Genomic DNA, 13928 nt, shown 5'->3' with positions numbered 1-13928 from the left:
GACGGGTACATGCACTGGACCGCACCGCTGCAGCAACGACTGCTGAAACTGTTCGTAAAGCCGTCCATTGTGGGCAAATCCTTAAACACCGCGCCACACACCTACTACGTTCTCGAATACAAACGCAGCAGCCAACCACTGGTGCTGCGTAATCTACTTCCCTCGCTCACCGAAGACCAGTTACTGTTTGCCGATTCCGGTGGCGAGCAGCCGTTGGGCGAGGATCTGTATTCCCTACTAAAAACACATCGCAGCAATACCGATATTGAGATCCGCCTGGTTCCGGTCTCGGTGTTCTACGGTCATCTGCCCCACCGTGAAAAAAGCCTGCTGCGCACCCTGTTTGGTGAAAGCTGGGCCAAGGGCAACCAACTGACCCGCGCTTTACGCATCATGCTGAACGGTCGCAATACACTGATCTCCGTTGATAAACCGGTACTGCTGAATGAACTGGATGACCTGCCGCTGGAAGAAGCCAGCCGCAAACTGACCCGTGTGCTGCGTACCCATTTCCAGATCAGCCGTCGCTCGGTGATTGGCCCGGATCTGTCCCACCGCCGTACGCTGCTGGGTCAGGTGATGCAACACAAAGAGGTGCAAGCAGCACTGGATCACAACTGCGGTGAAAACGGTGGCAACCGCTTTGAAGCTGAACAACGAAGCCGCCAGATCCTCGACATCATCGCTGCGGACTTCAGCCCCAATATCGCCCGGTTTCTGAATAGCATCGTCACCACCGCCACCCATCGCCTTTACCCGGGTGGTGTGCACCTTCGCAATGTCGAGCGGCTGCGTGACCTCTCTAAAACCCACCAACTGATCTACCTGCCCTGCCATCGCAGCCACATGGATTACATCATGCTGTCGTGGGCACTTTATCAACATGGTCTGATGCTGCCGCATGTCGCGGCTGGGGATAACCTCAACCTGCCGGTGATCGGCCCGATCCTGAAGCGAGGCGGTGCCATTTTTATGCGCCGCTCCTTCCAGGGCGATAAACTCTACTACAGCCTTTACAAGGCCTACCTCGAAGCGATGAGCCACCACGGCCATGCCATTGAGTACTTTATTGAAGGAGGCCGCAGCCGTACCGGGCGTCTTTTACATCCCCGCACCGGTCTACTGCGCATGACCCTGGAGTCTTTCCGGGCAACACCCAATGTGCCACTGGCAATCGTTCCGGTGTGGATTGGTTATGATCGGCTGATCGAAGGCGCCAGTTACCAGGCGGAGCTGTCTGGCCAAGCCAAGAATCAGGAGAGTTTGGGCAACAGCCTGGCATCACTCAGCATACTGGGGAAACGCTTCGGCAGTGTACACCTGAACTTAGGCGAACCTCTGCTGCTGGCAGAACAGGATGACCCAGAAAAATCCGTCTTCGAACAGGCACACCTGCTGGGACGCCAGACATTGAAAGAGGTTAACCGGGTCGCCTCACTCCTGCCGATCTCGCTGCTGGCCACTTGCCTACTTGTTCAGCCAAGCCGCCGCATGACGAGCGACCAGCTCATGACACAAAGCCTGCAACTGCTGGATGTTCTGCGCCGCTTACCAAAGGTCAACCTCAGCCTGCCTGAAAGCGCTCCACAGCTCTGGCTGGATGAAGCGGTGCACCACCAGCTGATCAATCGCCAGGAAAATGAGATCAGCATCAGTGAAGAGCAGGCACAAAACCTCACCTTTTACCGCAACATGATCTCCCACCTGGTGGCACTGCCCGGCCTCTACCTGCTGGCAGCGAGACGCTTGGGCGGATGCCGTTCACAAACTATCAGCCGCCTGATCAGCCAGCTCTACCCCACTCTGGATGCTGAACTCACGCTGCCATGGCAGGCGGATCAGCTGACGCCAGTGCTGCGTGATATTCGCGACAGCCTGACAGACACCGGCTTGCTTACCCAATCCGAGCAGAGTTTCTACGCCACCGAGTCAGCTACCAGCCAGCTATTGCAACTGAGCACCGAACCGCTGCTGCTGCGTTACTATTTGGTACTGCGCGTTGTGGACCGCTATCATCAGATCAGCCAGGAGGACCTGCTCAGCCAAAGCAGTCGTCTGGCCAAGCAGCTACACCGCACCTACGGCTTCCAGTCACAGGAGTATGCAGATAAACGGGTGTTTAGCAGCTTTATCGAGCAGGCGCTGCGTAACGGTTTGTTACAGGAAGAGAAAGGCCGTTTAATGCTGGTAGAAGATCCGCAACCATTGTTCAAGTTGGCGCGCAGGATCCTTCGCCCCCACCTGATTGTGATGGTGGATCAGAAACTGGGCAGTGCAGGCTAAGCCTGCGGCCTAATGCCCAGCATCAAGTCCGAGAAGCGGAGCCGATTAGCCCAGCTTTTTCAGGGTGTAGATATCGTACCGGCTGGACTTGCCTTCCAACTGATAACTCGGCGCGCGGGTGCCAATCGTTGGCGCCTTGCGCGGGCGCTTAACCACCACACGATTCTCGGCAATCGCCAGCGCCGCTTCCAACAACTCCTCAGCATCCGTATCGTCGCCCACCACCGGACGGAAGACACGCATCTCCTTCTTCACCAGCGCTGATTTATCGTTGTGGGGAAACATCGGATCCACGTACACCACCTGGTAGCGCTCGCCACTTGCGGTCTGCTCACGCATCCAATCAATGCTGTTGGCGTGATGTAGTTGCATGTGTGCAACGATCTCCGCAACCTCCGGGTCTTGCCCAGCGCGCTCAAGTCCGTCACGCAGCAGCGCATGGATCACCGGAGAGCGCTCAACCAAGATCATCTCACACCCCAGCGTCGCCAATACAAAGGCATCTTTACCCAGGCCGGCGGTCACATCCAACACCTGAGGACGGATTCCGCCTTTGATACCCACCGCTTTAGCGATCATCTGCCCTTTGCCGCCACCAAACTTGCGGCGGTGCGCTGTAGCTCCGGCAAGGAAATCCGCGTTGATCGCCCCAGGCGCTTTCTTGCCCGTTGCCTGCAGACTTAAGCCATCCGCCCCCACCTGCAGCAATACCTCAAACTGCTCGGGATCATCGCCCTCGCTCAGCAGCGGGCAGCAGATCTCTTCAGCCAGGGCAGTGGCCACCTCAACAAAAGCAGGATCTAGCGGTAGGACGGCGTAGGGATTCAGGGGAGTATCGCTCATGGAGGTCTCGGGACAGAGTGGGATCAAACGTAGAGATCAACACCTACCAGCTCACCGCTCAAGTTACGCGGTTGAAAACTGGCGGTTTCGGAATAGGTTTCCAGCGCATTTCGCACTGACAGGCCAATGCCTTTGAGATGTTCAAAGGTCTCACTGCGGCTGCCCTGCTGTAGGTATTCACCTTGCAACACGGCAGAGTGATTGGTCTTGCGACCGGCGTCGGTACGCTGGCTATCCGTCGTTTTCTGCAGGGGCTGCGCACGTGTCACCGCTCGCTGCTTCTGCAGCGTCGCGAGCTGTGGCAATGTATTGTGCGCACCAACCTGCATATGCAATCTCTGTTAGCTATTCAGCGTTTTGGCCATGGTGGCTTACAGGGTGAAATACACCGCCAGCAAGGCCACACCTAATGCTAAACGGTAGATCACAAACGGCATCATGCCAATACGATCCAGCCATTTCAGGAAGAGATGGATACAGCTAAAGGCACTGACAGCCGCAATCACTGCACCACCGATCACCATCACCCACTGGGCATCGGTACCAGTTTCTACCAGTTCTTTACCTTTCAGCAAACCCGCACCCAGAATGACCGGGATAGATAGCAGGAACGAGAAACGGGCCGCCGCCTGACGTTCCAAACCCAGCATCAGCGCCGCAGTGATCGTTATCCCGCTACGGGATGTACCCGGGATCAATGCTACTGCCTGGGCTACACCGATAATCATTGCATCTTTAAAGGTAATCTTCTCCAGTGAGCGGACCTCTGTACGACTTTTATCCGCCCACCATAGCAGTGCACCAAAGATCAGGGTTGTACCAGCAATCACCAAAATGGAACGACCATACACATCGATGACGTCGTTGATCGCCAAACCAAAGGCCACTGCAGGGATCGTTGCAAAGGCTACATACCAGGCCAACCAACCTTCCGTGGATTGACGTCCACGCAGGGAGTTCAGCCAAGCGCCGATCATGGCAGCGATATCCTTACGGAAGTAGAGCATCACGGCACTCAACGTGCCCACGTGTACACCAACATCAAACGCCAATCCCTGGTCTTCCCAGCCCAGCAACTGCGACGGCAGAATCAGGTGGGCTGAACTGGAGATCGGGAGAAACTCGGTCAGCCCCTGAATCAGGGCGAGAAGTGTAACTTGTAGCCAATCCATAACTTATTGCTGGTCCTTCTTTTTCCATGCAACTTCATCACGCAAATAAACCGGCAGCGCCTCTTCCGGCGCCACGGCTTTCCCTGCGTTCCAATCTTCCAATGCCAATGTGACAATCTCTGCGGCCGCCGGATAAATCATCTCTTCCAGTGGTTTTACCGCCTGCTGTACCTCGGCAGACATCACGTCCAGGTACACCCAACCGCTGCCACCCACGGTCCAGCTATCTGCCGCATCCGGCAGTTGCAGCTGCTGTGGTGCACATACGGTTTCCGGCATCAGCTCCACCGGCAAGCCGTTCTGGATCTGGTACGCACAGCAGTAGATCTCGTCCATACGCGCATCCAGTGCGGTGACAATATACTCGGCGCCCGTATCACGGTGAATTTTCAGCGCCATCGCCGCCAGTGTCGAGGTTGGCAACATTGGCAGTTCCGCCGCAAACGCCAGGCCCTGAGCGGCACCGGTGGCGATACGGATACCGGCAAATGAACCCGGTCCACGCCCGACGGCAATGGCGTCCAGATCCGCTACAGTCAGGTCATGTTCACGCAGCATATCCTGCACCATCGGCAACAACTGCTTGGTGTGCTGACGAGGAATGATGCGGAAATCCTGCGTTACGTTTCCGTTTATATCCAACGCCACGGAGCAGGCATCAGTGGAGGTATCCAGCGCTAAAATCTTGGTCATGACTCAAACCTGTTATCAGACAAGGGGCGAATTCTACTCTGTGCGCGACCTGATTTCACCTGATCAGATCATCACCCCAGCGTGGCATCAGGTCCTGCTCAACACCCAGCTGATTGAGGATACGTGCTACGACGAAGTCGATCATGTCTTCAACGCTGGTTGGCTTATTGTAAAAGCCCGGACTGGCCGGGATCACCACTGCGCCCATGCGGGTGAGCTTGAGCATATGCTCCAGGTGAATCTCTGAATACGGTGCTTCGCGCGGAACTAGGATCAGTTGGCGACGCTCTTTCAAAGCCACATCCGCCGCCCGTTCAATCAGGTTATTGCTGGCACCGCAGGCAATCGCTGATAAGGTACCGGTGCTACACGGACACACCACCATCGCCGACGGCGCTCCGGAACCGGATGCCACCGGCGACATCCACTGCTCGCGCCCGAAGACACGGATCTGCCCCGCTTTGGCATTGCAGTGAGTGGTCAGAAACTGTTCCTGCTCAGCGGTACCACCCGGCAGATTCACATCGGTTTCCGTTGCGATCACCACCTGCGCAGCGCGGGAGATCAGCACCATCACCTGAATATCTGCGGCCACCAGGCATTCCAGCAGGCGCAGGCCATACTGGGCACCGGACGCGCCGGTGATCGCCAGCGTTACGCGGTCCAGCTTCATGCCTGTTTCTCCTGCAGCGCATCGACCAAGCGGCCGTGAATACCTTCAAAGCCCCCATTGCTCATCACCACCACATGGGTGCCCGGTGCGGACTGCGCAACCACCTGATCGATAATGTCCTGTGTATCGCTGCATACCTTTGCGGGTACCGGGCTTTCAGATACCGCCTCTTGCAGAGACCAATCCAGATGGGATGGCTGATACCAGAACACCTGATCGGCCATCACTGTGGATGCTGCCAGCGTATCCTGATGCACACCCTGCTGCATGGTGTTGGAGCGTGGTTCGATAACCGCAATGATTGGTGCATCTCCCACATTGGCGCGCAATCCCGCCAGGGTGGTTTCAATCGCGGTTGGGTGATGGGCAAAATCGTCGTATACACGGACGTTATCCACATCCCCCACCAGCTCCATACGACGTTTCACACCACCGAATTCGTTCAAAGCCTCAATGGCGTGTTCCGGCTGCACGCCCACATTGCGTGCTGCAGCGATGGCTACCAGGCCGTTATTCACGCTGTGCAGGCCGGTCATCGACCAGTTCACGGTGCCTTTCACCTCACCGTTAAAACGCACTTCGAAGCGGGAGCCGTCTTCTGCCAGCAGGCAGGCCTGAAAATCTGCATCGCCACCGTCAACGCTGGTCTGCACAACGTCAGTCCAGCAGCCTTTCTCCAGCACCTCATCCAGTGCAGGTTGCCCCTGTGGCAAGATGACCTGGCCGTTACCCGGTACAATCCGAATCAAGTGGTGAAACTGTGTCTGTATCGCCGCCAGATTCGGGAAGATATCCGCGTGATCGTATTCCAGGTTGTTCAGGATCAGGGTCCGCGGGCAGTAGTGCACAAACTTGGAGCGTTTATCGAAGAACGCAGTGTCGTATTCATCCGCCTCGATGACAAAAAACGGTGAGTCACCCACACGCGCCGATACCGGGAAGTTTTTCGGTACACCACCAATCAGGAATCCCGGCTTCATACCAGCGTGCTCCAGAACCCAGGCCAGCATGGTGGCGGTGGTGGTTTTACCGTGCGTGCCGGACACCGCCAGCACCCAGCAATCCCGCAGCAATGCGTCGTGCAGCCAGGCGGGTCCCGAGGTGTATTTCAGCCCTTTATCCAGCACATACTCCACCGCCGGGTTACCGCGGCTCATGGCGTTACCGACCACCACGAGATCCGGCTCGGGTTGCAGATGGGCAGGATCATAGCCTTCCATCAGTTCAATCCCCTGCGCTTCCAGCTGGGTGCTCATCGGTGGATACACGTTGGCATCGGAGCCGGTCACCTTATGCCCCAGCTCTTTTGCCAACAACGCCAACGACCCCATAAAGGTGCCGCAAATTCCAAGAATGTGGATATGCACTTAGCAAACTCCCTGATCAATCAATACGTTCCATAATAACAGTTTTTTACAGCTTTCCCGGCAGTCGCGTTACCTCTACGAAGGAATTCGTAAAAAAGCCCACTAATTGACCTGCAGGCCATGCAATCCGTGGCCATATCACGTAAAATCGCCACCCAAATACCAACCTGCAATTTACCAACCTGCCACAAGCGGAGAGATACAGATCTGATGCAGACTCTGAGCCAGTTTCTGACCCACCAAAAAACGGACACCAACCTGGTTGACCTGATTGACACTCTGATGATCGCCTGTAAAGAGATCGCCATTCAGCTGCGTGAAGGCGCACTGGCGGGTGTACTGGGCACCACAGACAACACCAATGTTCAGGGTGAGACGCAGAAAAAGCTGGACGTCATCGCCAACGACGTACTGAAAAAGGTCATGCTGGATAACCCGCTGGTTGCCGGTATCGCGTCTGAAGAGGAAGACGACCCGGTTGCAGGTCACGCGGACGGTCGCTACCTGATTATCTTCGACCCACTGGACGGTTCCTCCAACATCGACGTTAACGTCTCCGTGGGTACTATTTTCTCTATTCTGGAACTGCCTAAAGGCCTGACCGGCGCTGATGAAAAAGCGTACCTGCAGAAAGGTCGCGCACAGGTTGCATCCGGTTACGTACTGTACGGTCCATCCGCAGTACTGACCCTGACCACCGGTTCCGGCGTTAACATGTTCACTCTGGCGCACACCGGTGACTTCCTGCTGACCGAGCAGAACGTAACTATCCCGGCTGACACTAAAGAGTTCGCTATCAACATGTCCAACCAGCGCTTCTGGGAACCACAGATGCAGAGCTACATCAGTGACCTGCTGCAGGGTGCTGAAGGTCCGCGTGGCAAGAACTTCAACATGCGTTGGGTTGCATCCATGGTTGCCGAAGTACACCGTGTACTGACCCGCGGCGGTATCTTTAGCTACCCTTGGGATCAGCGCGATCCTAAGAAACCAGGCAAACTGCGCCTGATGTACGAAGGTAACCCAATGGGCCTGCTGATCGAACAGGCCAGCGGTAAGGCAAGCACCTGCTACGAAAACATTCTGGATATCGAGCCAAGCCACATTCACCAGCGTGTGTCTGTTGCTCTGGGCTCCCACAATGAAGTGGCAACCGCGATCGAGTACCACCAGGGTAACGAAGAATCCCAGGCGGCTAAGCTGAACAGCTAAGCAAAAATACTCTTTTCAGCGGATTATCCTCAGCGTTAAGTCGTATTCATCGACCGTTTACGATCTGGGTATAATCCGCCCATCACTGAATTTATTAATCGTTAACAGGAAGACAAGCATGAGCTTCGCTAAAATCCCTGCAGGTAAAGAACTGCCAAACGACATCTACGTTGTGATCGAAATCCCGGCAGAGAGCTCTCCGGTTAAATACGAGATCGAGAAAGAAGAAGATGCGATCTTCGTTGACCGTTTCATGGCTGCTCCTATGTTCTACCCAGCTAACTACGGTTACATCAACAACACCCTGGCTGACGATGGCGACGCGTTGGACGTACTGGTTCTGACTCCATACCCGGTAATTCCAGGTTCTGTAATCCGTTGCCGTCCTGTAGGCGTTCTGAACATGACCGACGAAGCAGGCGAAGATGCTAAGCTGGTTGCTGTTCCTCACGACAAGCTGACTAAAGCGTACAAAGATGTTCAGGACATCGAAGACGTACCTCAGCTGATGCGTGACCGCATCAAGCACTTCTTCGAGAACTACAAAGGTCTGGAAGAAGGCAAGTGGGTTAAAGTTGAAGGCTGGGACAACGCTGACGCTGCACGCGCTGCGATTGTTGAAGCTGCAGCTGCATACGAAGCGGCTAAATAATACGCAAGCAGCCTCAGGCGGCTTAACGCTTTAGAAAACCTCGCTCAGGGCAACTTGGGCGGGGTTTTATTTTATCTGCCTGAGATCAACAAAAGGCCTGATGCAGGAACGGAACTACGAAAAAAGTATGAGTTACACTAGTAACTGTCATCTTTAACCTCTACTCTAGAAGCTGAATCTCACCCAATCAGGTAGAACCGCCATGGATATTCAGCCAGCCAGTCAGTCGGCTTATCAGGCCATCAACCAGTCCCAACAACGCATGGACCAGGCGGCAACCGAGATCGCACAGGCTCCCATCGATACCCCGGTTGAAACTACAGACGCTCAGAAATCTTCCAACACTTTTGCTCCGGTGGCCAATAAACCGATCGAGTCATCACTGGTTGAACTGCAGCTGGCAAAAACAGAAGCGGAAGCAGGCACCAAGGTCCTGCAGGCCGATAGCGAACGTATCGGCACACTGATTGATATTGAGGTGTAAGGAAGGTTCTCAGCTTCCTTTTCTTCTTACAGATTGATCTCTGATGCAGGTTCGCTAAACAGATAGCCCTGCGAATACTCGATTCCCAACTCTTCAACGATCGCCTGAACAGCCTCGCTGTGGACAAACTCGGCCACGGTTTCGATGCCCGCGTTCTTAGCAAAATACACAATCGCCTGGGTGATCTCGTAGCTCGCGTTGTCCTCGGCGATGTTCTTGATGTACTTGGCATCAATCTTCACCACATCCACATTCAGCTCGAGGATGCGCTCGAAATTTGAGTATTCAGTGCCAAAGTCATCAATCGCCAGGTAATAACCACGTGCCTTCAATGCACGCAGTTGCTTGATATGGTTCTTCTTACCCGTTGAGCTGACCCCTTCCAGAATCTCCAGCGTTACCTGCTCCGGCTGCACCGCATATTCGGCCAGCTTAGTTTCCAGGTACTGCTCCAAGTAGTGCTGGTTGAGGTCCTCTTCAGTAACGTTGATCGACAACTCAATGGCTGTACCGGCAATCTGGGCAAAACCTCGGTCAATCACACGGCGGGTGATCAGCGGCAACAGCCCCGACAGACGGGCCGCTTCCAGAAAGTGGTAAGGGCTATGCACCGTGCCGCCCTCGATCAGGCGCACCAGTGCTTCATATTTAACGATCTCGCCCGTGCGGTTATCACGAATCCCCTGGAAATAAGGCTCGATGCCACCGTTCGCCAGTGCGTCGTGCAGCATACCGTTCCAATAGATATGCTCGGCACGTTTTGCCTGATCCGGCTCGTCGCTGTCCGCAGCATAGAGGTGGAACTGGTTCTTACCCAACTCACGCGCTTTACGCAGCGCTTGCACCGCTTTACTCGCCAGACCTTCGTGGCCAACGGCGCCACCGGCGGTAAAGGTAATGTTAAAGCCTAAGTCTTCCACATTGATCTGGCGGGAGAAGAACTGTTTCTGTACGCGGGCATTTGCCGCCACCAAGTCAACCTCACGATCGAAGTACAACGCAAACTCATCGGCGTTGATTCTGAAAATCTGGGCCTCAGGTTCGATCTCAAGCAGGCGGCGGGCAATGGCACACAGCAGTTTGTCGCCAAAGGCCAGGCTGTAGCCGGTATTGATGTAGCTGAAGTTATCCACATTCAACAGCAGCAATGAGCGGTTGTGAGTTCCTTCATCCAGTAGCATGTTCAGCTTGGACTTGTTGGGCAAACCGGTGAGTTGGTCATGCTCCAACGCGTGAACCAGTTTCTCCTTACCCGCTTTCAGTTCAGTCAGGTCGGTAAACACCGCCACATGGTTGCGGATACGTCCCATCGGGTCGCGGATCACACTCAGGCTCATCCACTGGCACAATGCCGAGCCGTCTTTGCGCATATTGGTAATTTCGCCGTGCCACGAATCATGCAGCAACAGTTCGGCCCACATCCGTTCGTAGAAAGCAGTGTCCTGCAAACCGGAAGAGAGCAACTTAGGATCGCGACCGCGCACCTCATCATTGCGGTAACCCGTAATACGCTCAAACGCAGCGTTGGTTTCAACGATGCGGTTGTGCTCATCGGTCACCAGCACCCCTTCCGAAGACTGAGTCAGAACGGTCCCCATCAGCTCGATCCGCTTGCGGCTGGCCTCCAGGTCCTCAACCTGTCCCTGACGCGCCAATACGATACTGATGATATGCGCGCCAACTTCCAGCAGGCGTTTATGAAAAGCAGACGGGAAACGGTGTTCAAAGGAGGAAAGTGCAAAAGAGCCAATCGCTTCCAGCTTTTCGTTGCGCACCGGCGTCGACCAACAGGAGCACAGGTTAAAGTCGTAGGCGATCTGCCTCAGATCCGCCCAACGGGGATCGGTGAAGGTGTCCTGAACATACACTGGCTGATTGGAAAAGACGGCATTGCCGCAGGAACCACCCGACTTCCCGGGTTTGAGGCCATGCAGGGCTTCGATCCCCTGCTGCGGCACACTCGGTGCGGAGAGCACATTCATCAACCCGGTTTGCGGGTCAAGCAGCATGACCGACGCCACCGCATTGGGCAGGAAGCCTTCCGCCAGGGCACAGATCTGCGCAATAATCGACAGATGGTCGTCGTTACGCGCCACACTGGCAAACAGCTCTTGCTGCAGTTTGAGGATCTGGTCCAGCTCCTCCACTGTCATCGGGACTTCGGGTTGCGCTACTGCAGAACCGGGCTCAGCGCTGAGCTCATCGATGGAACCTGCCATACACCTTCCAATCAATACATCTCAAAAAGAGTTCCAGCAATACTACCGTCAGAGTCTCTTAAATAGAACCGGGCTGGTTATTTTTAGCACAAACAACCCCTACCAAATTACATGATAACCCGTATTTATTAGCATCCTTCGAAACCCTTTTGGTACACTGCCGGTTCCGGACACAGGAGGATATGTTGGATGAGATTTGAAGGTACCGACCAGTATGTAGCCACCGAAGACCTGCAGATGGCTGTTAACGCCGCCATTACCCTGCAGCGCCCACTGCTGATCAAAGGCGAACCGGGCACCGGTAAAACCATGCTGGCGGAAGAAGTGGCCGCCTCCCTGGGCATGAAGTTGCTGCGTTGGCATATCAAATCCACCACTAAAGCCCAGCAGGGTCTGTACGAATACGATGCGGTAAGCCGCCTGCGTGACTCCCAGCTCGGTGATGACCGGGTGCACGACATCGCCAACTACATCAAAAAAGGGATGTTATGGCAGGCGTTCGACTCTGAGGAGCAGGTGGTTCTGCTGATCGACGAAGTGGATAAAGCCGATATCGAATTCCCGAATGATCTGCTGGTTGAGCTCGATAAGATGGAGTTCTTCGTTTACGAAACCGGTGAACGCGTGCAGGCGAAACACCGCCCGATTATTATCATCACCTCCAACAACGAGAAGGAACTGCCGGACGCGTTCCTGCGCCGCTGCTTCTTCCACTACATCAACTTCCCTGATCAGGCGACCATGCACCAGATCGTGGATGTGCACTTCCCTGAAATTAAGCAGGAGCTGGTGCGCGAAGCACTGGAGATCTTCTTCCAGGTACGTAACGTCAACGGCCTGCGCAAGAAACCGTCCACCTCCGAGCTGATCGACTGGCTGAAACTACTGCTGTCCGACGATATCTCCCGTGACGCCTTGATCAACCGTGATCCATCACAGGCGATGCCGCCACTTTACGGCGCTCTGCTGAAGAACGAGCAGGACCTGCACATGTTGCAACGCCTGGCTTTTATGGCGCGTCGGGATAACCGCTGATGCTGATCGACCTCTTCTACCACCTGCGTAAGAGTGGTGTCCCGGTCACCATCAAGGAGCTTTTGATCCTGCTGGAAGCCTTGCAGGCGCGGCTGGTTTTCTGCAGTGCCGACGAGTTCTACCTGCTCGCACGCACCTGCCTGATCAAGGACGAGAAATACTTCGACCGCTTCGACCAGGCGTTCGGTGCCTACTTCAAGGATCTGGAGCTGATAGAAGACTTTGCCGACGCGTTGATTCCGGAACACTGGTTGGAAGCCAACTTCCTGCGCCAGCTCTCCGACGAAGAGAAAGCGGAGATCGAAGCAATGGGCGGCCTGGAAGCCCTGCTCGACACCCTGAAAGAGCGGCTGGAGGAGCAGAAAGAACGCCATTCCGGCGGCAACAAGTGGATCGGTACCGGCGGCACCTCCCCCTTTGGCCACAGCGGCTATAACCCGGAAGGGATTCGGGTTGGCGGCGAGAGCAAGAACAAACGTGCAGTCAAAGTGTGGGAGAAACGCCAGTTCCGCAACCTGGACGACAGCGTGGAGCTGGGCACCCGCAACATCAAAGTTGCCCTGCGCAAACTGCGCCAGTTTGCCCGCACCGGCGCGGCCGAAGAGCTGGATCTGGACGACACGATCCAGTCTACTGCCAATAATGCCGGCCTCTTGGACATCAAGATGGTGCCCGAGCGCCACAACGCGGCCAAGGTCTTGCTCTTCCTCGACGTGGGTGGCTCGATGGATCCCTATATCCGCGTCTGCGAGGAGCTGTTCTCAGCCGCCCGCACCGAGTTCAAGCACCTGGAGTACTTCTACTTCCACAACTGTGTTTACGAGCACGTCTGGAAGGACAACAGCCGCCGCTTTGCCGAGAAGATCTCCACCCTCGACGTACTGCACACCTATGGCCCCGACTACCGGGTGATCTTTATCGGCGACGCCTCCATGTCTCCTTATGAGATTGTGGATCGTTTCGGCAGCGTGGAGCACATGAACGACGAACCAGGCCAAGTCTGGCTGCAACGGATCAAGGAGACCTGGGACAAGGTGATCTGGCTCAACCCTAGCCAGCAACGCTACTGGAACTACACCCACAGCATCAGCATGATCCAGCAGATCATGGAGGATCAGATGTATCCACTGACACTCGACGGCATCGAACAGGGGATCAAGTACCTGTCCAAGTAGGTCTGTCTTACTTTCCGTGCGTTCGCCGCATCACTCTGTTGCAGTTATGCGGCCCCTCTCCCTCTGCACCTCAACCCGGTCTACGCTGTACACTAACAGCCCTTTACCCGCTGACAGCAA

General features: G+C 55.3%; 13 protein-coding genes. 6 read left to right on the top strand and 7 right to left on the bottom strand.

Going from position 1 to position 13928, the window contains the following annotated elements:
- Positions 1-9 precede the first annotated feature (9 nt).
- Positions 10-2283, top strand: a complete 2274-nt coding sequence (locus ACEQ15_RS14220; protein ID WP_370279873.1) for a 1-acyl-sn-glycerol-3-phosphate acyltransferase — start codon at positions 10-12, stop codon at positions 2281-2283.
- Between the two features lie 45 nt (positions 2284-2328).
- On the opposite strand, the gene ACEQ15_RS14215 is transcribed toward ACEQ15_RS14220, so the two are convergent.
- From ACEQ15_RS14215 to mpl, 6 genes are read right to left on the bottom strand one after another with little or no spacing between them, the layout of a single operon-like run.
- Positions 2329-3126, bottom strand: a complete 798-nt coding sequence (locus tag ACEQ15_RS14215; RefSeq protein ID WP_370279872.1) for a class I SAM-dependent methyltransferase — start codon at positions 3124-3126, stop codon at positions 2329-2331.
- Between the two features lie 23 nt (positions 3127-3149).
- Complete coding sequence (locus ACEQ15_RS14210) at positions 3150-3455, bottom strand: hypothetical protein (RefSeq protein ID WP_370279871.1); 306 nt, start codon at positions 3453-3455, stop codon at positions 3150-3152.
- Positions 3456-3497: 42 nt separating this feature from the next.
- Positions 3498-4298: an undecaprenyl-diphosphate phosphatase gene (locus ACEQ15_RS14205; RefSeq protein WP_370279870.1), complete on the bottom strand. Its 801-nt coding sequence runs from the start codon at positions 4296-4298 to the stop codon at positions 3498-3500.
- 3 nt (positions 4299-4301) lie between these two features.
- Positions 4302-4991: a tRNA (adenosine(37)-N6)-threonylcarbamoyltransferase complex dimerization subunit type 1 TsaB gene (gene tsaB / locus ACEQ15_RS14200; protein WP_370279869.1), complete on the bottom strand. Its 690-nt coding sequence runs from the start codon at positions 4989-4991 to the stop codon at positions 4302-4304.
- A gap of 55 nt (positions 4992-5046) precedes the next feature.
- The gene (locus tag ACEQ15_RS14195) at positions 5047-5664 is read right to left on the bottom strand and encodes a flavin prenyltransferase UbiX (RefSeq protein ID WP_370279868.1); all 618 of its coding nucleotides are present in this window, start codon (positions 5662-5664) and stop codon (positions 5047-5049) included.
- Positions 5661-7031: a UDP-N-acetylmuramate:L-alanyl-gamma-D-glutamyl-meso-diaminopimelate ligase gene (mpl, locus tag ACEQ15_RS14190; protein ID WP_370279867.1), complete on the bottom strand. Its 1371-nt coding sequence runs from the start codon at positions 7029-7031 to the stop codon at positions 5661-5663. Before mpl ends, ACEQ15_RS14195 begins: the two co-directional genes overlap by 4 nt.
- 210 nt (positions 7032-7241) lie before the next feature.
- Here mpl and ACEQ15_RS14185 point away from each other — a divergent pair, with 210 nt between their 5' ends.
- From ACEQ15_RS14185 to ACEQ15_RS14175, 3 genes are all read left to right on the top strand, one after another.
- Positions 7242-8243, top strand: coding sequence for a class 1 fructose-bisphosphatase (locus ACEQ15_RS14185; RefSeq protein WP_370279866.1), 1002 nt, complete (start codon positions 7242-7244; stop codon positions 8241-8243).
- A gap of 118 nt (positions 8244-8361) precedes the next feature.
- Positions 8362-8895 (top strand): inorganic diphosphatase, encoded by a 534-nt coding sequence (gene ppa / locus ACEQ15_RS14180; RefSeq protein ID WP_370279865.1) that lies wholly within the window; start codon positions 8362-8364, stop codon positions 8893-8895.
- A gap of 202 nt (positions 8896-9097) precedes the next feature.
- The gene (locus tag ACEQ15_RS14175) at positions 9098-9379 is read left to right on the top strand and encodes a hypothetical protein (RefSeq protein WP_370279864.1); all 282 of its coding nucleotides are present in this window, start codon (positions 9098-9100) and stop codon (positions 9377-9379) included.
- A gap of 26 nt (positions 9380-9405) precedes the next feature.
- Here ACEQ15_RS14175 and ACEQ15_RS14170 read toward each other — a convergent pair whose 3' ends face one another.
- Complete coding sequence (locus ACEQ15_RS14170; protein ID WP_370279863.1) at positions 9406-11598, bottom strand: EAL domain-containing protein; 2193 nt, start codon at positions 11596-11598, stop codon at positions 9406-9408.
- Positions 11599-11787: 189 nt separating this feature from the next.
- On the opposite strand from ACEQ15_RS14170, the gene ACEQ15_RS14165 reads away from it, so the two are divergent.
- Together ACEQ15_RS14165 and ACEQ15_RS14160 are read left to right on the top strand one after the other, a co-directional pair.
- Positions 11788-12633 (top strand): AAA family ATPase, encoded by an 846-nt coding sequence (locus ACEQ15_RS14165; RefSeq protein ID WP_370279862.1) that lies wholly within the window; start codon positions 11788-11790, stop codon positions 12631-12633.
- Positions 12633-13808: a VWA domain-containing protein gene (locus ACEQ15_RS14160; protein ID WP_370279861.1), complete on the top strand. Its 1176-nt coding sequence runs from the start codon at positions 12633-12635 to the stop codon at positions 13806-13808. Before ACEQ15_RS14165 ends, ACEQ15_RS14160 begins: the two co-directional genes overlap by 1 nt.
- Positions 13809-13928 lie beyond the last annotated feature (120 nt).

This window comes from Pontibacterium sp., from assembly GCF_964228735.1.
GTDB lineage: Bacteria > Pseudomonadota > Gammaproteobacteria > Pseudomonadales > Balneatricaceae > Pontibacterium.
This window is presented reverse-complemented; position numbering and strand designations above follow the sequence as displayed.

What these genes read in the sequence shown, in the direction of transcription:
- ACEQ15_RS14175 (WP_370279864.1), top strand. Translation starts at nt 9,098, where the DNA reads ATGGATATTCAGCCAGCCAGTCAGTCGGCTTATCAGGCCATCAACCAG.
- ACEQ15_RS14210 (WP_370279871.1), bottom strand. Translation starts at nt 3,455, where the DNA reads ATGCAGGTTGGTGCGCACAATACATTGCCACAGCTCGCGACGCTGCAG.
- ACEQ15_RS14170 (WP_370279863.1), bottom strand. Translation starts at nt 11,598, where the DNA reads ATGGCAGGTTCCATCGATGAGCTCAGCGCTGAGCCCGGTTCTGCAGTA.
- ACEQ15_RS14165 (WP_370279862.1), top strand. Translation starts at nt 11,788, where the DNA reads ATGAGATTTGAAGGTACCGACCAGTATGTAGCCACCGAAGACCTGCAG.
- ACEQ15_RS14215 (WP_370279872.1), bottom strand. Translation starts at nt 3,126, where the DNA reads ATGAGCGATACTCCCCTGAATCCCTACGCCGTCCTACCGCTAGATCCT.
- ppa (WP_370279865.1), top strand. Translation starts at nt 8,362, where the DNA reads ATGAGCTTCGCTAAAATCCCTGCAGGTAAAGAACTGCCAAACGACATC.
- ACEQ15_RS14220 (WP_370279873.1), top strand. Translation starts at nt 10, where the DNA reads ATGCACTGGACCGCACCGCTGCAGCAACGACTGCTGAAACTGTTCGTA.
- ACEQ15_RS14185 (WP_370279866.1), top strand. Translation starts at nt 7,242, where the DNA reads ATGCAGACTCTGAGCCAGTTTCTGACCCACCAAAAAACGGACACCAAC.
- ACEQ15_RS14205 (WP_370279870.1), bottom strand. Translation starts at nt 4,298, where the DNA reads ATGGATTGGCTACAAGTTACACTTCTCGCCCTGATTCAGGGGCTGACC.
- tsaB (WP_370279869.1), bottom strand. Translation starts at nt 4,991, where the DNA reads ATGACCAAGATTTTAGCGCTGGATACCTCCACTGATGCCTGCTCCGTG.
- ACEQ15_RS14195 (WP_370279868.1), bottom strand. Translation starts at nt 5,664, where the DNA reads ATGAAGCTGGACCGCGTAACGCTGGCGATCACCGGCGCGTCCGGTGCC.
- ACEQ15_RS14160 (WP_370279861.1), top strand. Translation starts at nt 12,633, where the DNA reads ATGCTGATCGACCTCTTCTACCACCTGCGTAAGAGTGGTGTCCCGGTC.